The sequence below is a fragment of the Escherichia fergusonii ATCC 35469 genome (assembly GCF_000026225.1).
GTDB lineage: Bacteria > Pseudomonadota > Gammaproteobacteria > Enterobacterales > Enterobacteriaceae > Escherichia > Escherichia fergusonii.
Genome location: NC_011740.1, coordinates 3,835,920 through 3,856,559 on the forward strand (window position 1 = coordinate 3,835,920; position 20,640 = coordinate 3,856,559).

The 20,640-nt window shown below is 53.6% G+C and carries 16 protein-coding genes, 2 tRNA genes, 3 rRNA genes and 1 riboswitch; of the genes, 8 read left to right on the top strand and 13 right to left on the bottom strand.

The annotated features are described in order from the left end of the window. Nucleotide 1 precedes the first annotated feature (1 nt). The 5 genes from EFER_RS18735 to EFER_RS18755 all read right to left on the bottom strand — a co-directional run bounded on the left by EFER_RS18735 (nt 2) and on the right by EFER_RS18755 (nt 5,149). Nucleotides 2-78 (bottom strand) — tRNA-Asp (locus tag EFER_RS18735). A gap of 54 nt (nt 79-132) precedes the next feature. Continuing rightward, a 5S ribosomal RNA gene (gene rrf / locus EFER_RS18740) occupies nt 133-248 on the bottom strand. A gap of 100 nt (nt 249-348) precedes the next feature. Continuing rightward, nucleotides 349-3,252: ribosomal RNA gene (locus EFER_RS18745) — 23S ribosomal RNA — on the bottom strand. 194 nt (nt 3,253-3,446) lie between these two features. Then, nucleotides 3,447-3,522: transfer RNA gene (locus tag EFER_RS18750), tRNA-Glu, on the bottom strand. Nucleotides 3,523-3,607: 85 nt separating this feature from the next. Further along, nucleotides 3,608-5,149: ribosomal RNA gene (locus EFER_RS18755) — 16S ribosomal RNA — on the bottom strand. The 16S, 23S and 5S rRNA genes sit together here with 2 tRNA genes alongside, the layout of an rRNA operon. A gap of 616 nt (nt 5,150-5,765) precedes the next feature. On the opposite strand from EFER_RS18755, the gene purH reads away from it, so the two are divergent. Continuing rightward, nucleotides 5,766-7,355: a bifunctional phosphoribosylaminoimidazolecarboxamide formyltransferase/IMP cyclohydrolase gene (purH, locus tag EFER_RS18770; protein WP_001187552.1), complete on the top strand. Its 1,590-nt coding sequence runs from the start codon at nt 5,766-5,768 to the stop codon at nt 7,353-7,355. An 11-nt stretch (nt 7,356-7,366) separates the two neighbouring features. Further along, nucleotides 7,367-8,656 carry a phosphoribosylamine--glycine ligase gene (purD, locus tag EFER_RS18775; protein ID WP_000866803.1) on the top strand — a complete coding sequence of 430 codons (1,290 nt, stop codon included), beginning with the start codon at nt 7,367-7,369 and terminating at the stop codon, nt 8,654-8,656. Here the strand turns inward: purD and zraR are convergent. Further along, complete coding sequence (gene zraR, locus EFER_RS18780; RefSeq protein WP_000148523.1) at nt 8,653-9,978, bottom strand: sigma-54-dependent response regulator transcription factor ZraR; 1,326 nt, start codon at nt 9,976-9,978, stop codon at nt 8,653-8,655. The genes purD and zraR overlap by 4 nt on opposite strands. Next, the gene (gene zraS, locus EFER_RS18785; protein WP_001211880.1) at nt 9,975-11,351 is read right to left on the bottom strand and encodes a two-component system sensor histidine kinase ZraS; all 1,377 of its coding nucleotides are present in this window, start codon (nt 11,349-11,351) and stop codon (nt 9,975-9,977) included. Before zraS ends, zraR begins: the two co-directional genes overlap by 4 nt. A gap of 237 nt (nt 11,352-11,588) precedes the next feature. Here zraS and zraP point away from each other — a divergent pair, with 237 nt between their 5' ends. Beyond that, nucleotides 11,589-12,014 (top strand): zinc resistance sensor/chaperone ZraP, encoded by a 426-nt coding sequence (gene zraP, locus EFER_RS18790; RefSeq protein ID WP_015953865.1) that lies wholly within the window; start codon nt 11,589-11,591, stop codon nt 12,012-12,014. Between the two features lies 1 nt (nt 12,015). Here zraP and EFER_RS18795 read toward each other — a convergent pair whose 3' ends face one another. The 6 genes from EFER_RS18795 to nudC all read right to left on the bottom strand — a co-directional run bounded on the left by EFER_RS18795 (nt 12,016) and on the right by nudC (nt 16,374). Continuing rightward, nucleotides 12,016-12,711: a DUF1481 domain-containing protein gene (locus tag EFER_RS18795; RefSeq protein WP_015953866.1), complete on the bottom strand. Its 696-nt coding sequence runs from the start codon at nt 12,709-12,711 to the stop codon at nt 12,016-12,018. 12 nt (nt 12,712-12,723) lie between these two features. Then, nucleotides 12,724-12,996: a nucleoid-associated protein HU-alpha gene (gene hupA, locus EFER_RS18800; protein ID WP_001044513.1), complete on the bottom strand. Its 273-nt coding sequence runs from the start codon at nt 12,994-12,996 to the stop codon at nt 12,724-12,726. Between the two features lie 186 nt (nt 12,997-13,182). After that, complete coding sequence (locus EFER_RS18805; RefSeq protein WP_000940101.1) at nt 13,183-13,773, bottom strand: YjaG family protein; 591 nt, start codon at nt 13,771-13,773, stop codon at nt 13,183-13,185. Between the two features lie 42 nt (nt 13,774-13,815). Further along, nucleotides 13,816-14,487 carry a deoxyribonuclease V gene (gene nfi / locus EFER_RS18810; RefSeq protein ID WP_000362388.1) on the bottom strand — a complete coding sequence of 224 codons (672 nt, stop codon included), beginning with the start codon at nt 14,485-14,487 and terminating at the stop codon, nt 13,816-13,818. 9 nt (nt 14,488-14,496) lie between these two features. Continuing rightward, on the bottom strand, nt 14,497-15,561 hold the full coding sequence (gene hemE, locus EFER_RS18815; RefSeq protein WP_000137668.1) for a uroporphyrinogen decarboxylase: 1,065 nt from the start codon (nt 15,559-15,561) through the stop codon (nt 14,497-14,499). Nucleotides 15,562-15,600: 39 nt separating this feature from the next. Then, entirely contained in the window at nt 15,601-16,374 is a 774-nt protein-coding gene (nudC, locus tag EFER_RS18820; RefSeq protein ID WP_000373945.1) for an NAD(+) diphosphatase, read from the bottom strand. A gap of 94 nt (nt 16,375-16,468) precedes the next feature. Here nudC and rsd point away from each other — a divergent pair, with 94 nt between their 5' ends. The 5 genes from rsd (at nt 16,469) to thiS (ending at nt 20,640) form a co-directional block, all read left to right on the top strand. After that, entirely contained in the window at nt 16,469-16,945 is a 477-nt protein-coding gene (gene rsd / locus EFER_RS18825; protein WP_000934303.1) for a sigma D regulator, read from the top strand. Between the two features lie 51 nt (nt 16,946-16,996). Then, nucleotides 16,997-17,097, top strand: a riboswitch (TPP riboswitch). Between the two features lie 80 nt (nt 17,098-17,177). Then, a complete protein-coding gene (thiC, locus tag EFER_RS18830) occupies nt 17,178-19,073 on the top strand; it encodes a phosphomethylpyrimidine synthase ThiC (RefSeq protein ID WP_001276893.1) in 1,896 nt (631 codons plus the stop codon). After that, complete coding sequence (gene thiE, locus EFER_RS18835) at nt 19,073-19,708, top strand: thiamine phosphate synthase (RefSeq protein ID WP_000284577.1); 636 nt, start codon at nt 19,073-19,075, stop codon at nt 19,706-19,708. The genes thiC and thiE overlap by 1 nt, the downstream gene beginning before the upstream one ends. Then, nucleotides 19,701-20,456 (top strand): thiazole biosynthesis adenylyltransferase ThiF, encoded by a 756-nt coding sequence (thiF, locus tag EFER_RS18840; RefSeq protein ID WP_000999744.1) that lies wholly within the window; start codon nt 19,701-19,703, stop codon nt 20,454-20,456. The genes thiE and thiF overlap by 8 nt, the downstream gene beginning before the upstream one ends. Beyond that, nucleotides 20,440-20,640 carry a sulfur carrier protein ThiS gene (gene thiS / locus EFER_RS18845; RefSeq protein ID WP_001166235.1) on the top strand — a complete coding sequence of 67 codons (201 nt, stop codon included), beginning with the start codon at nt 20,440-20,442 and terminating at the stop codon, nt 20,638-20,640. The genes thiF and thiS overlap by 17 nt, the downstream gene beginning before the upstream one ends.

The following is a 20,640-nucleotide window of genomic DNA, read 5'->3' on the forward strand; positions in this document are numbered from 1 at the left end:
GTGGCGGAACGGACGGGACTCGAACCCGCGACCCCCTGCGTGACAGGCAGGTATTCTAACCGACTGAACTACCGCTCCACCGAATTCTTTTACAACCACCGGTTTTATGACCGGCTTACTGCTTAATTTGATGCCTGGCAGTTCCCTACTCTCGCATGGGGAGACCCCACACTACCATCGGCGCTACGGCGTTTCACTTCTGAGTTCGGCATGGGGTCAGGTGGGACCACCGTGCTAAGGCCGCCAGGCAAATTCTGTTTATCAACACGTCCTGTTCTGACCTGTCGATGTCATCTGTATCAAGCTTACTTATCGATGTCTCTTCCGCCAAAACATCTTCGGCGTTGTAAGGTTAAGCCTCACGGTTCATTAGTACCGGTTAGCTCAACGCATCGCTGCGCTTACACACCCGGCCTATCAACGTCGTCGTCTTCAACGTTCCTTCAGGACCCTTAAAGGGTCAGGGAGAACTCATCTCGGGGCAAGTTTCGTGCTTAGATGCTTTCAGCACTTATCTCTTCCGCATTTAGCTACCGGGCAGTGCCATTGGCATGACAACCCGAACACCAGTGATGCGTCCACTCCGGTCCTCTCGTACTAGGAGCAGCCCCCCTCAGTTCTCCAGCGCCCACGGCAGATAGGGACCGAACTGTCTCACGACGTTCTAAACCCAGCTCGCGTACCACTTTAAATGGCGAACAGCCATACCCTTGGGACCTACTTCAGCCCCAGGATGTGATGAGCCGACATCGAGGTGCCAAACACCGCCGTCGATATGAACTCTTGGGCGGTATCAGCCTGTTATCCCCGGAGTACCTTTTATCCGTTGAGCGATGGCCCTTCCATTCAGAACCACCGGATCACTATGACCTGCTTTCGCACCTGCTCGCGCCGTCACGCTCGCAGTCAAGCTGGCTTATGCCATTGCACTAACCTCCTGATGTCCGACCAGGATTAGCCAACCTTCGTGCTCCTCCGTTACTCTTTAGGAGGAGACCGCCCCAGTCAAACTACCCACCAGACACTGTCCGCAACCCCGATAAGGGGCCTACGTTAGAACATCAAACATTAAAGGGTGGTATTTCAAGGTCGGCTCCATGCAGACTGGCGTCCACACTTCAAAGCCTCCCACCTATCCTACACATCAAGGCTCAATGTTCAGTGTCAAGCTATAGTAAAGGTTCACGGGGTCTTTCCGTCTTGCCGCGGGTACACTGCATCTTCACAGCGAGTTCAATTTCACTGAGTCTCGGGTGGAGACAGCCTGGCCATCATTACGCCATTCGTGCAGGTCGGAACTTACCCGACAAGGAATTTCGCTACCTTAGGACCGTTATAGTTACGGCCGCCGTTTACCGGGGCTTCGATCAAGAGCTTCGCGTTACCGCTAACCCCATCAATTAACCTTCCGGCACCGGGCAGGCGTCACACCGTATACGTCCACTTTCGTGTTTGCACAGTGCTGTGTTTTTAATAAACAGTTGCAGCCAGCTGGTATCTTCGACTGATTTCAGCTCCACGAGCAAGTCGCTTCACCTACATATCAGCGTGCCTTCTCCCGAAGTTACGGCACCATTTTGCCTAGTTCCTTCACCCGAGTTCTCTCAAGCGCCTTGGTATTCTCTACCTGACCACCTGTGTCGGTTTGGGGTACGATTTGATGTTACCTGATGCTTAGAGGCTTTTCCTGGAAGCAGGGCATTTGTCGCTTCAGCACCGTAGTGCCTCGTCATCACGCCTCAGCCTTGATTTTCCGGATTTGCCTGGAAAACCAGCCTACACGCTTAAACCGGGACAACCGTCGCCCGGCCAACATAGCCTTCTCCGTCCCCCCTTCGCAGTAACACCAAGTACAGGAATATTAACCTGTTTCCCATCGACTACGCCTTTCGGCCTCGCCTTAGGGGTCGACTCACCCTGCCCCGATTAACGTTGGACAGGAACCCTTGGTCTTCCGGCGAGCGGGCTTTTCACCCGCTTTATCGTTACTTATGTCAGCATTCGCACTTCTGATACCTCCAGCATGCCTCACAGCACACCTTCACAGGCTTACAGAACGCTCCCCTACCCAACAACACTTAGTGTCGCTGCCGCAGCTTCGGTGCATGGTTTAGCCCCGTTACATCTTCCGCGCAGGCCGACTCGACCAGTGAGCTATTACGCTTTCTTTAAATGATGGCTGCTTCTAAGCCAACATCCTGGCTGTCTGGGCCTTCCCACATCGTTTCCCACTTAACCATGACTTTGGGACCTTAGCTGGCGGTCTGGGTTGTTTCCCTCTTCACGACGGACGTTAGCACCCGCCGTGTGTCTCCCGTGATAACATTCTCCGGTATTCGCAGTTTGCATCGGGTTGGTAAGTCGGGATGACCCCCTTGCCGAAACAGTGCTCTACCCCCGGAGATGAATTCACGAGGCGCTACCTAAATAGCTTTCGGGGAGAACCAGCTATCTCCCGGTTTGATTGGCCTTTCACCCCCAGCCACAAGTCATCCGCTAATTTTTCAACATTAGTCGGTTCGGTCCTCCAGTTAGTGTTACCCAACCTTCAACCTGCCCATGGCTAGATCACCGGGTTTCGGGTCTATACCCTGCAACTTAACGCCCAGTTAAGACTCGGTTTCCCTTCGGCTCCCCTATTCGGTTAACCTTGCTACAGAATATAAGTCGCTGACCCATTATACAAAAGGTACGCAGTCACCCCATAAAGAGGCTCCCACTGCTTGTACGTACACGGTTTCAGGTTCTTTTTCACTCCCCTCGCCGGGGTTCTTTTCGCCTTTCCCTCACGGTACTGGTTCACTATCGGTCAGTCAGGAGTATTTAGCCTTGGAGGATGGTCCCCCCATATTCAGACAGGATACCACGTGTCCCGCCCTACTCATCGAGCTCACAGTATGTGCATTTTTGTGTACGGGGCTGTCACCCTGTATCGCGCGCCTTTCCAGACGCTTCCACTAACACACACACTGATTCAGGCTCTGGGCTCCTCCCCGTTCGCTCGCCGCTACTGGGGGAATCTCGGTTGATTTCTTTTCCTCGGGGTACTTAGATGTTTCAGTTCCCCCGGTTCGCCTCATTAACCTATGGATTCAGTTAATGATAGTGTGACGAATCACACTGGGTTTCCCCATTCGGAAATCGCCGGTTATAACGGTTCATATCACCTTACCGACGCTTATCGCAGATTAGCACGTCCTTCATCGCCTCTGACTGCCAGGGCATCCACCGTGTACGCTTAGTCGCTTAACCTCACAACCCGAAGATGTTTCTTTCGATTCATCATCGTGTTGCGAAAATTTGAGAGACTCACGAACAACTTTCGTTGTTCAGTGTTTCAATTTTCAGCTTGATCCAGATTTTTAAAGAGCAAATATCTTAAACATGACTCGTAAGTCATCTTTAACGATATTAAGGTCGGCGACTTTCACTCACAAACCAGCAAGTGGCGTCCCCTAGGGGATTCGAACCCCTGTTACCGCCGTGAAAGGGCGGTGTCCTGGGCCTCTAGACGAAGGGGACGTATCAGTCTGCTTCGCAAGACGCCTTGCTTTTCACTTTCTATCAGACAATCTGTGTGAGCACTGCAAAGCACAGTTCTTTAAGGTAAGGAGGTGATCCAACCGCAGGTTCCCCTACGGTTACCTTGTTACGACTTCACCCCAGTCATGAATCACAAAGTGGTAAGCGCCCTCCCGAAGGTTAAGCTACCTACTTCTTTTGCAACCCACTCCCATGGTGTGACGGGCGGTGTGTACAAGGCCCGGGAACGTATTCACCGTGGCATTCTGATCCACGATTACTAGCGATTCCGACTTCATGGAGTCGAGTTGCAGACTCCAATCCGGACTACGACGCACTTTATGAGGTCCGCTTGCTCTCGCGAGGTCGCTTCTCTTTGTATGCGCCATTGTAGCACGTGTGTAGCCCTGGTCGTAAGGGCCATGATGACTTGACGTCATCCCCACCTTCCTCCAGTTTATCACTGGCAGTCTCCTTTGAGTTCCCGGCCGGACCGCTGGCAACAAAGGATAAGGGTTGCGCTCGTTGCGGGACTTAACCCAACATTTCACAACACGAGCTGACGACAGCCATGCAGCACCTGTCTCACGGTTCCCGAAGGCACATTCTCATCTCTGAAAACTTCCGTGGATGTCAAGACCAGGTAAGGTTCTTCGCGTTGCATCGAATTAAACCACATGCTCCACCGCTTGTGCGGGCCCCCGTCAATTCATTTGAGTTTTAACCTTGCGGCCGTACTCCCCAGGCGGTCGACTTAACGCGTTAGCTCCGGAAGCCACGCCTCAAGGGCACAACCTCCAAGTCGACATCGTTTACGGCGTGGACTACCAGGGTATCTAATCCTGTTTGCTCCCCACGCTTTCGCACCTGAGCGTCAGTCTTCGTCCAGGGGGCCGCCTTCGCCACCGGTATTCCTCCAGATCTCTACGCATTTCACCGCTACACCTGGAATTCTACCCCCCTCTACGAGACTCAAGCTTGCCAGTATCAGATGCAGTTCCCAGGTTGAGCCCGGGGATTTCACATCTGACTTAACAAACCGCCTGCGTGCGCTTTACGCCCAGTAATTCCGATTAACGCTTGCACCCTCCGTATTACCGCGGCTGCTGGCACGGAGTTAGCCGGTGCTTCTTCTGCGGGTAACGTCAATGAGCAAAGGTATTAACTTTACTCCCTTCCTCCCCGCTGAAAGTACTTTACAACCCGAAGGCCTTCTTCATACACGCGGCATGGCTGCATCAGGCTTGCGCCCATTGTGCAATATTCCCCACTGCTGCCTCCCGTAGGAGTCTGGACCGTGTCTCAGTTCCAGTGTGGCTGGTCATCCTCTCAGACCAGCTAGGGATCGTCGCCTAGGTGAGCCGTTACCCCACCTACTAGCTAATCCCATCTGGGCACATCCGATGGCAAGAGGCCCGAAGGTCCCCCTCTTTGGTCTTGCGACGTTATGCGGTATTAGCTACCGTTTCCAGTAGTTATCCCCCTCCATCAGGCAGTTTCCCAGACATTACTCACCCGTCCGCCACTCGTCAGCGAATCAGCAAGCTGATCCCTGTTACCGTTCGACTTGCATGTGTTAGGCCTGCCGCCAGCGTTCAATCTGAGCCATGATCAAACTCTTCAATTTAAAAGTTTGATGCTCAAAGAATTAAACTTCGTAATGAATTACGTGTTCACTCTTGAGACTTGGTATTCATTTTTCGTCTTGCGACGTTAAGAATCCGTATCTTCGAGTGCCCACACAGATTGTCTGATAAATTGTTAAAGAGCAGTTGCGACGCGGCTTTCAGCTCACTGTCGCGAGGTGGCGTATATTACGCTTTCCTCTTTCAGAGTCAACCCTGAGTTTCAGGATTTTTCTCTTCAACCGAACCGGCTGTTTGTGTGAAGTGATTCACATCCGCCGTGTCGATGGAGGCGCATTATAGGGAGTTCTCCGCAGGCCGCAATAGAAAAATTGCAGAAAAATGACTGACTGCTGCATTCCCCAGCAAAACCCCGCTTTATACCTTTTTACGCACAGAGTTATCCACAATCATCAATATAATTTCTGTATTTTTCCCACGGTAACCACAGTCAAAATTGTGATCGCTATTGAAAGAGAAAAATTCGCGAGCGTTGCGCAAACGTTTTCGTTACAATGCGGGCGAAAAATAAGGATGCCCCGTTAGGGGCGTTAGCTGAGTTTTTCGCGAAAAATTCAGCTAACGCTCTCTGTAATAGTCAAATCCAGGGGATTTACCATGCAACAACGTCGTCCAGTCCGCCGCGCTCTGCTCAGTGTTTCTGACAAAGCCGGTATCGTCGAATTCGCCCAGGCACTTTCCGCACGCGGTGTGGAGCTGCTGTCTACAGGGGGTACTGCCCGTCTGTTAGCAGAAAAAGGTCTGCCGGTAACCGAAGTTTCCGATTACACCGGTTTCCCGGAGATGATGGATGGACGCGTGAAGACCCTGCATCCGAAAGTGCATGGTGGCATTCTGGGCCGTCGCGGCCAGGACGATGCCATTATGGAAGAACATCAGATCCAGCCTATCGATATGGTGGTTGTTAACCTGTATCCGTTCGCCCAGACCGTTGCCCGTGAAGGCTGCTCGCTGGAAGATGCGGTTGAGAACATCGATATCGGCGGCCCAACGATGGTGCGCTCCGCTGCCAAGAACCATAAAGATGTCGCTATCGTGGTGAAGAGCAGCGACTACGACGCCATTATTAAAGAGATGGATGCCAACGAAGGATCGCTGACGCTTGCAACCCGTTTCGATCTCGCTATCAAAGCCTTCGAACACACCGCCGCCTACGACAGCATGATTGCCAACTACTTCGGCAGCATGGTTCCGGCTTACCACGGTGAAAGCAAAGAAGCCGCCGGTCGCTTCCCGCGCACGCTGAACCTGAACTTCATTAAGAAGCAGGATATGCGCTACGGCGAGAACAGCCACCAGCAGGCTGCCTTCTATATAGAAGAGAATGTGAAAGAAGCCTCCGTTGCCACCGCAACCCAGGTTCAGGGTAAAGCCCTCTCTTATAACAACATCGCCGATACCGATGCGGCGCTGGAGTGCGTGAAAGAGTTCGCCGAGCCAGCATGTGTGATTGTGAAGCACGCCAACCCATGCGGCGTGGCTATCGGCAATTCCATTCTTGATGCTTACGATCGCGCGTATAAAACCGATCCTACCTCGGCGTTCGGCGGCATTATCGCCTTTAACCGCGAGCTGGATGCTGAAACCGCACAGGCCATCATTTCTCGTCAGTTTGTCGAAGTGATTATTGCGCCGTCCGCCAGCGAAGAAGCGTTGCAAATCACCGCTGCTAAACAGAACGTACGTGTCCTGACATGTGGTCAGTGGGCCGAGCGTGTTCCAGGCCTTGATTTCAAACGCGTGAACGGCGGTCTGCTGGTTCAGGATCGTGACCTGGGGATGGTTGGTGCAGAAGAACTGCGCGTCGTCACCAAACGTCAGCCGACCGAACAGGAGCTGCGTGATGCGCTATTCTGCTGGAAGGTGGCGAAGTTCGTGAAATCTAACGCCATTGTCTACGCCAAAAACAATATGACCATCGGTATTGGCGCAGGCCAGATGAGCCGCGTGTACTCCGCGAAAATCGCCGGTATTAAAGCTGCCGATGAAGGCCTGGAAGTGAAAGGTTCGTCAATGGCTTCTGACGCATTCTTCCCGTTCCGCGACGGTATTGATGCCGCGGCCGCTGCGGGCGTGACCTGCGTAATCCAGCCTGGCGGTTCTATCCGTGATGACGAAGTGATTGCCGCCGCCGACGAGCACGGTATTGCGATGCTCTTCACCGACATGCGCCACTTCCGCCATTAATGGAGCGACAGATGAAAGTATTAGTGATTGGTAATGGCGGGCGCGAGCACGCGCTGGCCTGGAAAGCGGCCCAGTCGCCGCTGGTTGAGACTGTTTTTGTTGCTCCGGGTAACGCAGGCACTGCGCTGGAACCTGCGCTGCAAAACGTCGCTATTGGCGTGACCGACATCCCGGCACTGCTGGATTTCGCGCAAAATGAAAAGATCGACCTGACCATCGTCGGCCCGGAAGCGCCGCTGGTGAAAGGCGTGGTCGATACCTTCCGCGCCGCCGGGCTAAAAATCTTCGGCCCAACCGCAGGCGCCGCGCAACTGGAAGGCTCGAAAGCGTTTACCAAAGATTTCCTGGCCCGCCATAAGATCCCTACGGCGGAATACCAGAACTTCACCGAGGTAGAACCTGCACTGGCGTATCTGCGTGAGAAAGGCGCGCCAATCGTCATTAAAGCGGACGGTCTGGCTGCCGGGAAAGGCGTTATCGTAGCGATGACGCTGGAAGAAGCCGAAGCGGCCGTTCACGACATGCTGGCAGGCAACGCTTTTGGCGACGCGGGTCATCGTATTGTTATCGAAGAGTTCCTCGACGGCGAAGAAGCGAGCTTTATCGTGATGGTGGACGGTGAGCATGTGCTGCCAATGGCCACCAGCCAGGATCACAAACGCGTAGGCGATAAAGATACCGGGCCGAACACGGGCGGTATGGGCGCTTACTCCCCTGCGCCAGTGGTGACCGATGAAGTTCATCTGCGCACGATGGAACGTATCATCTGGCCAACCGTGAAAGGTATGGCGGCGGAAGGCAACACCTACACCGGTTTTCTCTATGCGGGCCTGATGATCGACAAACAGGGTAATCCGAAGGTTATCGAATTTAACTGCCGCTTTGGCGATCCTGAAACTCAGCCGATTATGCTGCGCATGAAGTCCGATCTGGTTGAACTCTGCCTGGCAGCCTGTGAAGGCAAGCTGGACGAGAAAACCTCCGAGTGGGATGAACGCGCTTCTCTTGGCGTGGTGATGGCTGCGGGTGGGTATCCGGGTGATTACCACACCGGCGATGTGATTCACGGCCTGCCGCTGGCAGAAGTGGAAGGCGGTAAGGTGTTCCACGCGGGCACAAAACTGGCGGATGACGAGCAGGTGGTAACCAGCGGCGGGCGCGTACTGTGCGTCACCGCGCTGGGTCATACCGTGGCAGAAGCGCAGAAACGCGCTTATGCCTTAATGACCGATATCCATTGGGACGATTGCTTCTGCCGGAAGGATATCGGCTGGCGCGCCATCGAACGCGAGCAGAACTAACGCGACAGTTTTGCCAATAGCGTTTTGCGCGTAATCCCTAACTGACGGGCGGCTTCGGTTTTGTTGCCGCCCGTTTTCTCCAGTGCCGCCAGAATCACTTCTTTTTCGACTTCCACCAGCGGCTGAATATCCTGACTTTGTACCAGCGGGATCGGTGTACTGGCAATCGCCAGCGGCAGCTCGCGTTCGGAAATATATTCCCCGGTCAGCAGTACCACCGCCCGTTCCACCGCGTTTTCCAGTTCACGAATATTTCCCGGCCAATCGTAGTGAATCAGCAGATCCATCGCCTGGGGCGTAAAACCTTTTACCGCCTTGCGATTACGCTCGGCAAAGCGCTGAAGAAAATGGCCAGCCAGCAGAGGAATATCTTCCCGCCGCTGACGCAGCGACGGAACTTCAATCGCCACCACATTCAGGCGATAGTAGAGATCCTGGCGAAAACGCCCGGCATTCACCTCAGCGGCAAGATCGCGATGAGTCGCCGCAATCAGCCGGACATCAACCGAGATAGTCTGATTGCTACCGACACGCTGTACTTCGCGCTCCTGAATCGCACGCAGTAGACGAACCTGCATCATCGGTGAGATATCGCCAATTTCATCGAGAAACAGCGTGCCGCCGTCTGCTTCCACAAAGCGCCCTTCCCGCCGTTTGTCGGCTCCAGTAAACGCCCCTTTTTCGTGACCGAACAATTCAGATTCCAGCAAGGATTCGTTGAGTGCCGCACAGTTGAGCGTCACCAGCGGTTTTTCGCTACGTGCGCTACTGGCGTGAATCGCCCTGGCGACCAGCTCTTTACCGGTGCCGGAATCGCCGTGGATCAGCACCGTGGCTTCCGATGGCGCGACAAGGGCGATTTCACTGAGCAGGTGCTGCATCGCCGGGCTTTTACCGACCATACCGAACTGGCTGGCAGACACCGCAGGCGTTTCAGCATCAACACTGTGCGTATGCGCAAGCGCCTTTTCCAGGGTTGCCTGCAGGTTATCGAAATCCAGCGGCTTGATGAGATAATCCAGCGCCCCGGTTTTCAACGCCTCTACCGCCGTCTCGACGCTGGAGTACGCGGTCATAATCAGTACCGGAATTGCCGGATTTAACGCTTTGATCTCTTTCAGCGTGGCGATGCCATCCATCTCTGCCATTCGCACATCACAAAGCACAAGATCAAAAACCTGTTCCCGCACTTGCTCCAGCGCTTGTCGCCCGCTGTTCGCCAGCGCGACGTTATAGCCCCAGCCGCGCAGCAATGCCTGCAAGATAGTGCAGTGGCTAATGTCATCATCCACCACCAGAATATCGATATTATCGTGCGTCATCCTTGTGGGTCCTTACGCGTAATATTGACCGGAAGCCAGAGGGTGAACGTTGCACCTTTCCCCTCCTGGCTTACGACCTGAATTGTACCACCGTGTTGTTCAACAATATTATGCACAACCGCCAGCCCCAGTCCGGTGCCTTCGGCTTTGGTGGTGAAGTACGGGGTGAAGATGGCTTCAAGCTGATCCGCCGCAATTCCCTTACCGCTGTCGGTTACGCTTATTTTAACGCCTGCGCTGCTTTCGCTGGCCGTCACGCTAATCACGCCATGCTGACCAATAGCCTGAATAGCATTGAGATAGAGATTCAACAGGACCTGAGTCAGCCTGTCCGGATCGGCCTGTATCTCCGGCAATGCGTCGTTGGCGGTAAAGCGTAATTGGATCTCCCTACTGTTTGCATCCTGGCTTACCAGTTGTAATGAGTGGTTAATCAGCGTGTTGAGATCCACCGCCTTCAAAGCAAGATGCGTTGGCTTAACCAGCTCCAGCAGCTCGCTTACCACGCGGTTTAAACGGTCGGCTTCTTTCGCCATCACCTGCGCCAATTGATGCGCTTCTCCTCCTGCTGGTGCGCGTTCGGCAAAATATTTCGCCAGCCCTTTAATCGAGGAAAGCGGGTTACGGATTTCATGGGCGACGCCTGCGGCCAGATGTCCCAGCGCCACCAGCTTCTCTTTGCGCTTCATTTCATCCTGTAACAGCTGGCGCGAGCGAAGATAGCGGCGATACCAGAAGAATGACAACACGCTTGCCAGCAAGACCGTCGCCAGGGCGAAGAGGATAATCAGGGTGTTTCTCTGCTCACGCTCTTCGGCACTCACAATGTTACTGGCGTCGAAAGCGATAAAAATTGCTTGTGGTGTCGCGGCATACTGCTGCATATGGCGCATCTGGTGCATTCCAGCAGCAAACATCGGTTGAAATTGGCGATAAATTTCCAGAACAGGCTCGCCGTCTGCACTATCGATCCGCCGCCACGCTTCTTCATCTCCCGGATGTAAACGCTGCATTTCCTGCGGGGAATAAAGCTGTTTTCCCACCATGCCGGAGTTGCTATGCATCACGATTGTTCCTTGTTCATCCGTGACCGCAAACCAACATACACCAGGCTGCCCGGCCATTTCTTCCAGTAAAGCCTGCTGCTGCGCATGATGCATGCGCATCCCCATACCGACGCGCGAGCCGGATTCGAGAGCGCGGATAAGTACACTGCCTTTTTCCAGCAGAGTTTGTCTGGCGGCGGCAGTCTCGCGCCCATAATCGCGAATCACGGTCACCGCAAACAACCCCACCAGTCCAACAATGACTACGGGAAGGATCGCGCTTAACCATTTTGCTAAGGCATCTTTTGATCGCTGCATAAAACGCATCTTCTTCTTTGCCTGTTCATCCCTTTTTGACAGCAGAAATCATGCCATCTTTTATTAGCACTTACCCTGCGCTTTAACACAAAGGCTTAAGTTTCAATGAGTAAAAATGACTCGCTACACACAGCAGGCGAGTCATTTTTACTCGTTTATCATGTCATATTGCCCGTCATATCAGCGTTTCGCCGTTGGCACGAAAGATGCAATACCCAAAGTAAGACAACTACTGGAGGATTAACCATGAAACGGAACACGAAAATTGCCCTGGTAATGATGGCGCTTTCAGCAATGGCGATGGGATCGACATCTGCATTTGCTCACGGCGGACATGGTATGTGGCAGCAAAATGCCGCGCCTTTGACCAGCGAACAACAGACAGCGTGGCAGAAAATCCATAATGACTTTTACGCTCAAAGCAGCGCACTACACCAGCAACTGGTGACGAAGCGTTATGAATACAATGCCCTGTTAGCCGCTAACCCACCGGATAGCAGCAAAATTAACGCGGTCGCCAAAGAGATGGAGAATTTGCGTCAGTCGTTAGATGAGTTACGGGTGAAACGAGATATTGCGATGGCTGAAGCGGGTATTCCGCGCGGTACCGGAATGGGCATGGGTTACGGCGGCTGCGGTGGTGGCGGTCATATGGGGATGGGCCACTGGTAAATCAGAACGTTTTCTCGTTGGGTTGCCAGCGACAGAAATCAGAGTTTGCCACCAACAGTAATTGCGAACCTTCGGGCGCTTCCAGCCATGCCACGCTGACATCAACAGAAGAGCGGCTCTGGCGGCGCTCGATATGCGCTATCGCCTGCGAATCTAAATCAGGTTTAATGGTTTGCCCTTCGCAGGTGGTCACGGTCTGTTCCATCGCATGCCAGCGCCCCTGGCGCAGAATCACTCTCCCCTGCCGTAAGGCATCGCTAATCTGGCGGATCTGATCAGCTCGATAACGGTATAAATCGATTTGGTCGTTAGAAAGCTGCTGTTTTTCCCCGTCGGATTCACGCTGCATAAAGCTCAGATCGCCGCGATCGTCAAAACGCGCGCGAATATTCACCGGCGGTTTGCTGTAAACATTGATATTGATGAGCGTGAGGTTATCGCCCTGCCAGCGATACTCTCGTGTCGTGGTATCGCCACTGCGCCACGGGCTAAACACAGCAAGCAGATGCACATTATCGCCACTGTCTTTTCGCCAGATACGTACCGCGCCCTGATCTTCAGCAAATCCACTGGCGGTAAAGGGAGGAAGTGAAGAGTTGTGACTACAGGCAGTGAGAAACAGAGCGCCCGCCAGCATCAATGATCGACGCCAGAAAGACAAAAGGGGTGAAACCACCCCTTCGTTAAAACTGTTCACTGCCACGCAATCTTACTTAACTGCGTCTTTCAGTGCCTTGCCAGAAACAAATGCCGGCACGTTAGCTGCGGCAATTTTGATTTCTTTACCGGTCTGCGGGTTGCGGCCAGTACGCTCAGCGCGGTGGTTCACTTTGAAGGTACCGAAACCAACCAGTTGTACAGCATCGCCTTCTTTCAGAGACTCAGTAATTGCAGCCAGAGTGGACTCCAGAGCAGCTTTAGCCTGGGTTTTGGACAGTTCTGCTTTCTCTGCAATTACATCAATCAGTTGAGTCTTGTTCATAAGTTATCCTTACAATGTGTTTATCGCTTGCTAAGCATCGAGTGCGACGGAAATGCCAGAATAGCACTCTCCTGCATACACGCACCGATAGCCACTTTTTTTCGCCCCCCAAATGTAGACCAGACGGGGGGCGAAAGGGAAGACTCCAGGTATGACAAATCAGGCGTTAAATCACGTTTTCTGGTCTTATTGCTGAAAAATTATACCAATATTGCTCTCGCCCGCCTCACGCAGGTCTGCCCTAAGGCCTTTTATCAGCTCGATATCGCGTTCTTCGCACTCAGCTAAAAGTCGGAATATTTCCCACTGAATGTCCCACTCTTGCTCTACAGCTGGGTTTTCTTTGAGCTCTTCATCGCTCATTTCACGGCCAGCCTGAGTCATTTCCAGCATCGCCACGGTCGTGATGGAGGTCTTACTCACTTCTACCGCGTGTTCGAGCGTTTCGCCACTTAAACGCGAATGGATCAGTTCACTTAACGCCACGCAGGCATCGATTGCCGGATAAACGCCGTACAGATCGAAATCGTCCGCTGAAGGAATCGCTTCTTCAAATTTCTCCAGTTGGCTATCGAAATTCACTTTTGCGTCTTTGACGGTCAGTGTTTCCCAGATGAGATCGAGAATGCGGCGGTAAATTTGCCCATCACCAAAACCGGTTTGCTGGCAGAACATGGCGTAATTGGGGTACATGCGTTCGCATAAGCAAGCCATGAAAGTGACGTGCTGCCAGCTTTCCAGGCGCTCCAGACGCAGATGAATTGGGTTTTGTAACATGTTGAGTTCTCAAATACGGAAATTATCCGCAGTTTACCTGAATTAGGGCTGATTTGCTGTATAGCGCACGAACGCCGGACGTTCCGAGGCCACCGCGTCTGCCCAGCGCGTTGGCTCCGGCAGACGATAGCCTTTCATGCAGCGTTGTACCCACGCCAGCGCGCTGTCCACGCTGACCCGATGACCGGTAGCGATAAACAACGGGTTACAGCGCGCTTTGCTGCGCCAGACCCATGCCAGCTGCTCGCCTTTATCCATCAGTGGGGCCAGCGCGCCCGGTTCGCTGGAGAGCGGTTCGAATTTACCGCAGAGCCGTTTTTTCGCTACGCCAATGGTCGGCACATCCACCAGCAAACCAAAGTGGCTGGCGACGCCAAGACGGCGAGGATGCGAGATCCCATGACCATCGACAAACACTAAATCCGGCTTTTGCGACAGCATCTCCCACGCTGCCAGCAGCGCAGGATATTCGCGGAAGGAAAGAAAACCTGGAATGTAAGGCATGGTGGTGGCGATGCGTGCCACTTTATACTCCACCAGCTCAAGAGAGGGGTATTTCAGCAGCACCATCGCCGCTCGCGTCACTTCTCCGCCCTGCTCAAACCCGACATCGGCTCCGGCGATCAGATCCGGCGGATCTTTATCGAGTCGATCCTCACGGATCACAGAAGAAGCCAGTTCGATTTGTTGAGCGCGTAATGACGCGAGATCCATAATCACTCCTTAGCGGTGATATTGTTCAGACAAACGATGCACAGCCTCCACAAACACGCCAGCATGTTCTGGCGGCACATCCTGATGAATACCGTGACCAAGGTTAAAGACATGACCTTCGCCGTGACCGAAACCTGCAAGTATAGTCGCGACTTCTTCTTCAATGCGGGCAGGTGGCGCGTACAGCATCGACGGATCCATATTACCCTGCAGCGCGACTTTATTGCCCACGCGGCGGCGCGCATCAGCGATATCCGTTGTCCAGTCGAGGCCCAGCGCATCGCAACCCGTTTCCGCCATAGCTTCCAGCCACTGTCCACCGCCTTTGGTAAACAGGGTGACCGGTACACGGCGACCATCGTTTTCACGCAGTAAACCATCAACTATTTTATGCATGTAATAGAGCGAGAACTGTTGATAATCGCGCCCGGTGAGCACCCCGCCCCAGGTATCGAAAATCATCACGGCCTGAGCACCAGCTTTAATTTGCGCATTCAGATACAAAGTGACGCTTTTCGCCAGTTTATCGAGCAGAGCGTGCAGCGCCTGTGGATCGGCATACATCATCTTTTTGATCACGGTGAACGCTTTGCTGCTGCTACCTTCCACCATATAGGTCGCCAGCGTCCACGGGCTGCCGGAAAAACCAATCAGCGGCACTTCGCCTTTCAGTTCGCGGCGAATAGTACGCACCGCGTTCATCACATAACCCAGCTCATCTTCCGGGTCCGGAATTGGCAGTTTATCAACGTCAGCTTTGCAGGTGACTGGCGAGGTAAAACGCGGACCTTCTCCGGCTTCAAAATAGAGCCCTAACCCCATCGCGTCCGGCACGGTGAGGATATCGGAAAAGAGGATCGCCGCATCCAGCGGATAGCGACGCAGCGGTTGCAAAGTCACTTCGCACGCCAGCTCTGCATTTTTGCACAGCGACATAAAATCGCCCGCCTGGGCGCGCGTGGCTTTATATTCCGGTAGATAGCGACCCGCCTGGCGCATCATCCATACTGGAGTGACATCAACGGGCTGGCGCAGCAGCGCCCGCAGATAACGATCGTTTTTGAGTTCGGTCATTTTGGCTGTTCCTTAGTGCGTCAGGCGGTCAGTGTATCATCACTCATACTCTGCCCGACACATCGCCACCGTATCTTCTATCAGACGGCGCGCCACGGTGCCGGGCGGCGGAAGTAACGGTAAATCATCGTAGCGATACCAGTTCGCCTCGAGCAGCTCTTTCGGATCAATCACGATGTCGCCGCTATCATATTCCGCCATAAATGCGGTCATCAGCGACTGGGGAAACGGCCACGGCTGGGAAGTCACGTACCGCAAGTTTTTAACTTTAATTCCGCTCTCTTCCATCACTTCCCGCGCGACCGCCTGCTCGAGGGTTTCGCCCACTTCGACGAATCCGGCAAGCACCGTATGGACACCGTTACGATGGCGGGTATGCTGGGCGAGGAGGATCGAATCATCGCGACGGATGGCAACAATAATGCAGGGTGCGATTTGCGGGTAGTAACGCTCACGACAATGGCTGCACAGCATCGCCCATTCGGTTTTGCTCGGATACATTTCATGCCCGCAGTAACCACAGTATTTATGCGATCGGTAAAACTCCGCCAGTTGCACGCCACGTCCGGCCAGTTGAAACAGCCTAACATCGAGATCAATGACCTGACGTACCGACCCCATATCGTGACGCCGCTGCTGTTGTACTAACCAAACAGGTTCCCCCTGCCATTCGCCGATTTGTAGTGCGCGCTGACCCACAAGATCGAAATTTGCCGCTTCGCCATATGGCAATTCTCCCTTCGGCAACCATAATTTTTGTTCATGGCTGACGACCCACCAGCCGTGATCTAATTTTTCAATTATACGATCCATAGCTCTTGCACTACCTTTGCATCACTGGCATGTTTAACATGGTTTTTACATTTCTCACTGAGCAGTTTTTGAATACAAACTTGCGGAGTCAATCATGCTTAACCAGCTCGATAACCTGACGGAGCGCGTCAGAGGAAGTAACAAACTGGTTGATCGCTGGCTACATGTACGTAAGCATCTGCTCGTGGCTTACTACAATCTGGTTGGCATTAAGCCTGGCAAAGAATCGTACATGAGGCTAAACGAAAAAGCCCTTGATGATTTTTGTCAGAGCCTGGTCGATTACTTGTCTGCCGGACATTTCAGTATTTATGAGCGCATTCTTCATAAACTGGAAGGCAATGGGCAACTCGCACGCGCCGCGAAGATTTGGCCACAACTCGAAGCCAATACCCAACAGATTATGGATTACTACGATTCCAGCCTGGAAACCGCTATCGATCATGATAATTACCTTGAGTTTCAACAGGTTTTATCTGACATCGGCGAGGCCCTGGAAGCGCGCTTTGTGCTGGAAGATAAGCTGATTCTGCTGGTGCTTGACGCCGCCCGCGTCAAATATCCTGCTTGAGTTCTGCGCTGTTAACGCGTAATTTACATTCAACGCCCCGTTTGCGGGGCTAATTTCTTGTCGGAGTGCCTTAACTGGCTGAGACCGTTTATTCGGGATCCGCGGAACCTGATCAGGCTAATACCTGCGAAGGGAACAAGAGTTAATCTGCTATCGCATCGCCTTTGCGGCGATCGTCTCTTGCTTCATCCGTCGTCTGACAAGCCACGTCCTTAACTTTTTGGAATGAGCTATGTCTGCAACAAAACTGACCCGCCGCGAACAACGCGCCCAGGCCCAACATTTTATCGACACCCTGGAAGGCACCGCCTTTCCCAACTCAAAACGTATTTACATCACTGGCACACACCCCGGCGTGCGCGTGCCGATGCGTGAGATCCAGCTTAGCCCGACGCTAATTGGCGGCAGCAAAGAACAGCCGCAGTACGAAGAAAACGAAGCGATTCCGGTCTACGACACCTCCGGTCCGTATGGCGATCCACAGATCGCCATTAACGTGCAGCAAGGACTGGCAAAACTGCGCCAGCCGTGGATCGATGCGCGCGGCGATACCGAAGAACTTACCGTGCGCAGTTCCGATTACACTAAAGCGCGACTAGCAGATGATGGCCTCGACGAGCTACGTTTTAGCGGCGTATTAACCCCAAAGCGCGCCAAAGCAGGACGCCGCGTCACCCAACTGCACTACGCCCGCCGGGGCATCATCACGCCCGAAATGGAATTCATCGCCATTCGCGAGAATATGGGTCGCGAGCGCATACGTAGCGAAGTTTTGCGCCACCAGCATCCGGGAATGAGCTTTGGCGCACGTCTGCCGGAAAATATCACCGCGGAATTTGTCCGTGATGAAGTTGCTGCCGGACGTGCGATTATCCCGGCCAACATTAATCATCCGGAATCGGAGCCGATGATTATTGGTCGCAACTTTCTGGTGAAGGTTAACGCCAATATCGGCAACTCGGCAGTCACCTCTTCCATCGAAGAAGAAGTGGAAAAGCTGGTATGGTCTACGCGCTGGGGGGCGGATACAGTGATGGATCTTTCCACCGGTCGCTATATTCACGAAACTCGCGAATGGATTTTGCGTAACAGCCCGGTGCCGATTGGTACAGTGCCGATCTACCAGGCGCTGGAGAAGGTTAATGGGATCGCTGAAGATCTTACCTGGGAAGCGTTCCGGGACACGCTGCTGGAACAGGCCGAGCAAGGTGTGGATTACTTCACTATCCATGCGGGCGTGCTACTTCGCTACGTGCCGATGACCGCGAAACGCCTGACCGGTATCGTCTCTCGCGGCGGTTCGATTATGGCGAAATGGTGCCTCTCCCATCATCAGGAAAATTTCCTCTATCAACACTTCCGCGAAATTTGTGAAATCTGTGCCGCTTATGATGTTTCGTTGTCGCTGGGCGACGGCCTGCGCCCCGGTTCTATTCAGGACGCCAACGATGAAGCGCAGTTTGCCGAGCTACATACGCTGGGCGAACTGACCAAAATCGCCTGGGAATATGACGTGCAGGTGATGATTGAAGGTCCTGGGCATGTACCGATGCAGATGATCCGCCGCAATATGACCGAGGAGTTAGAGCACTGCCACGAAGCTCCGTTCTATACCCTCGGGCCGCTAACTACTGATATTGCGCCGGGTTATGACCACTTCACGTCGGGGATTGGCGCGGCGATGATTGGCTGGTTTGGCTGCGCGATGCTCTGTTACGTAACGCCAAAAGAGCATCTGGGTCTACCTAATAAAGAAGATGTTAAGCAGGGGCTTATCACCTATAAGATTGCCGCCCACGCCGCCGACCTGGCGAAAGGGCATCCGGGCGCGCAAATTCGCGATAACGCCATGTCGAAAGCCCGCTTCGAATTTCGCTGGGAAGACCAGTTTAATCTGGCCCTCGACCCGTTTACCGCCCGCGCTTATCACGATGAAACCCTGCCGCAAGAGTCCGGCAAAGTCGCCCATTTTTGCTCCATGTGTGGGCCGAAATTCTGCTCGATGAAAATCAGCCAGGAAGTACGTGATTACGCCGCCGCGCAAACCATTGAAGTGGGAATGGCGGATATGTCGGAGAACTTCCGTGCCAGAGGTGGAGAAATCTACCTGCGTAAGGAGGAAGCGTGATGTATCAGCCTGATTTTCCTCATGTACCTTTTCGTTTAGGACTGTACCCGGTAGTGGATAGCGTACAGTGGATCGAACGTCTGTTGGATGCAGGCGTGCGTACTCTCCAGCTGCGCATCAAAGATCGGCGCGATGAAGAGGTTGAAGCCGATGTCGTGGCAGCAATTGCGCTGGGCCGCCGCTATAACGCACGGCTGTTTATCAACGATTACTGGCGGCTGGCGATTAAGCATCAGGCATATGGCGTCCATCTGGGACAGGAAGATTTGCAAGCCACCGATCTCAATGCCATCCGTGCAGCGGGCCTGCGGCTGGGCGTTTCGACTCATGATGACATGGAAATCGACGTCGCGCTGGCAGCTCGTCCTTCTTATATCGCGCTAGGACATGTGTTCCCGACGCAAACCAAACAGATGCCTTCTGCACCGCAGGGGCTGGAACAGCTGGCACGACACATTGAGCGTCTGGCAGCTTATCCCACCGTGGCGATTGGCGGTATCAGCCTGCCGCGCGCGCCTGCGGTGATGGCGACAGGTGTTGGCAGTATCGCCGTCGTCAGTGCCATTACCCAGGCCGCAGACTGGCGTTTGGCAACGGAACAGTTGCTGGAAATTGCAGGAGTTGGCGATGAATGACCGTGATTTTATGCGTTATAGCCGTCAAATCCTGCTCGACGATATCGCTCTTGACGGGCAGCAAAAACTGCTCGACAGCCAGGTGCTGATTATCGGTCTGGGTGGGTTGGGTACACCTGCTGCGCTATACCTGGCGGGAGCTGGTGTCGGGACGCTGGTACTGGCAGATGACGACGATGTGCATTTGAGCAATCTGCAACGACAAATCCTCTTTACCACTGAAGATATCGATCGCCCGAAATCGCAGGTCAGCCAACAACGACTGACACAGTTGAATCCCGACATTCAACTGACAGCATTACAACAACGGTTAACGGGTAAGGCGTTAAAAGATGCGGTAGCACGGGCCGATGTGGTTCTCGACTGTACCGACAACATGGCGACTCGCCAGGAGATTAATGCCGCCTGCGTAGCACTTAACACACCGCTTATCACCGCCAGCGCGGTCGGATTTGGCGGTCAGTTGATGGTACTGACGCCGCCCTGGGAACAGGGGTGTTACCGCTGCCTGTGGCCGGATAACCAGGAGCCAGAACGCAACTGCCGCACGGCGGGCGTGGTTGGCCCGGTGGTCGGGGTTATGGGCACGTTACAGGCACTGGAAGCAATTAAGCTATTGAGTGGTATAGAGACCCCTGCGGGATATCTTCGACTGTTTGACGGTAAATTAAACCAATGGCGCAACCTGGCGTTGCGCCGCGCTACAGGTTGCCCGGTATGCGGAGGAAGCAATGCAGATCCTGTTTAACGATCAACCGATGCAGTGCGCCGCCGGGCAAACTGTTCACGAGTTGCTGGAGCAACTCAATCAACAACAAGCAGGTGCGGCACTGGCAATTAATCAGCAAATCGTCCCGCGGGAGCAATGGGCGCAACATATCGTGCAGGATGGCGACCAGATCCTACTTTTTCAGGTTATTGCAGGGGGTTGA

Bases quoted from the DNA above. Each gene is read 5' to 3' on its own strand.
- purH (WP_001187552.1), top strand. From the start codon at position 5,766: ATGCAACAACGTCGTCCAGTCCGCCGCGCTCTGCTCAGTGTTTCTGAC.
- purD (WP_000866803.1), top strand. From the start codon at position 7,367: ATGAAAGTATTAGTGATTGGTAATGGCGGGCGCGAGCACGCGCTGGCC.
- zraR (WP_000148523.1), bottom strand. From the start codon at position 9,978: ATGACGCACGATAATATCGATATTCTGGTGGTGGATGATGACATTAGC.
- zraS (WP_001211880.1), bottom strand. From the start codon at position 11,351: ATGCGTTTTATGCAGCGATCAAAAGATGCCTTAGCAAAATGGTTAAGC.
- zraP (WP_015953865.1), top strand. From the start codon at position 11,589: ATGAAACGGAACACGAAAATTGCCCTGGTAATGATGGCGCTTTCAGCA.
- hupA (WP_001044513.1), bottom strand. From the start codon at position 12,996: ATGAACAAGACTCAACTGATTGATGTAATTGCAGAGAAAGCAGAACTG.
- EFER_RS18805 (WP_000940101.1), bottom strand. From the start codon at position 13,773: ATGTTACAAAACCCAATTCATCTGCGTCTGGAGCGCCTGGAAAGCTGG.
- nfi (WP_000362388.1), bottom strand. From the start codon at position 14,487: ATGGATCTCGCGTCATTACGCGCTCAACAAATCGAACTGGCTTCTTCT.
- hemE (WP_000137668.1), bottom strand. From the start codon at position 15,561: ATGACCGAACTCAAAAACGATCGTTATCTGCGGGCGCTGCTGCGCCAG.
- nudC (WP_000373945.1), bottom strand. From the start codon at position 16,374: ATGGATCGTATAATTGAAAAATTAGATCACGGCTGGTGGGTCGTCAGC.
- rsd (WP_000934303.1), top strand. From the start codon at position 16,469: ATGCTTAACCAGCTCGATAACCTGACGGAGCGCGTCAGAGGAAGTAAC.
- thiC (WP_001276893.1), top strand. From the start codon at position 17,178: ATGTCTGCAACAAAACTGACCCGCCGCGAACAACGCGCCCAGGCCCAA.
- thiE (WP_000284577.1), top strand. From the start codon at position 19,073: ATGTATCAGCCTGATTTTCCTCATGTACCTTTTCGTTTAGGACTGTAC.
- thiF (WP_000999744.1), top strand. From the start codon at position 19,701: ATGAATGACCGTGATTTTATGCGTTATAGCCGTCAAATCCTGCTCGAC.
- thiS (WP_001166235.1), top strand. From the start codon at position 20,440: ATGCAGATCCTGTTTAACGATCAACCGATGCAGTGCGCCGCCGGGCAA.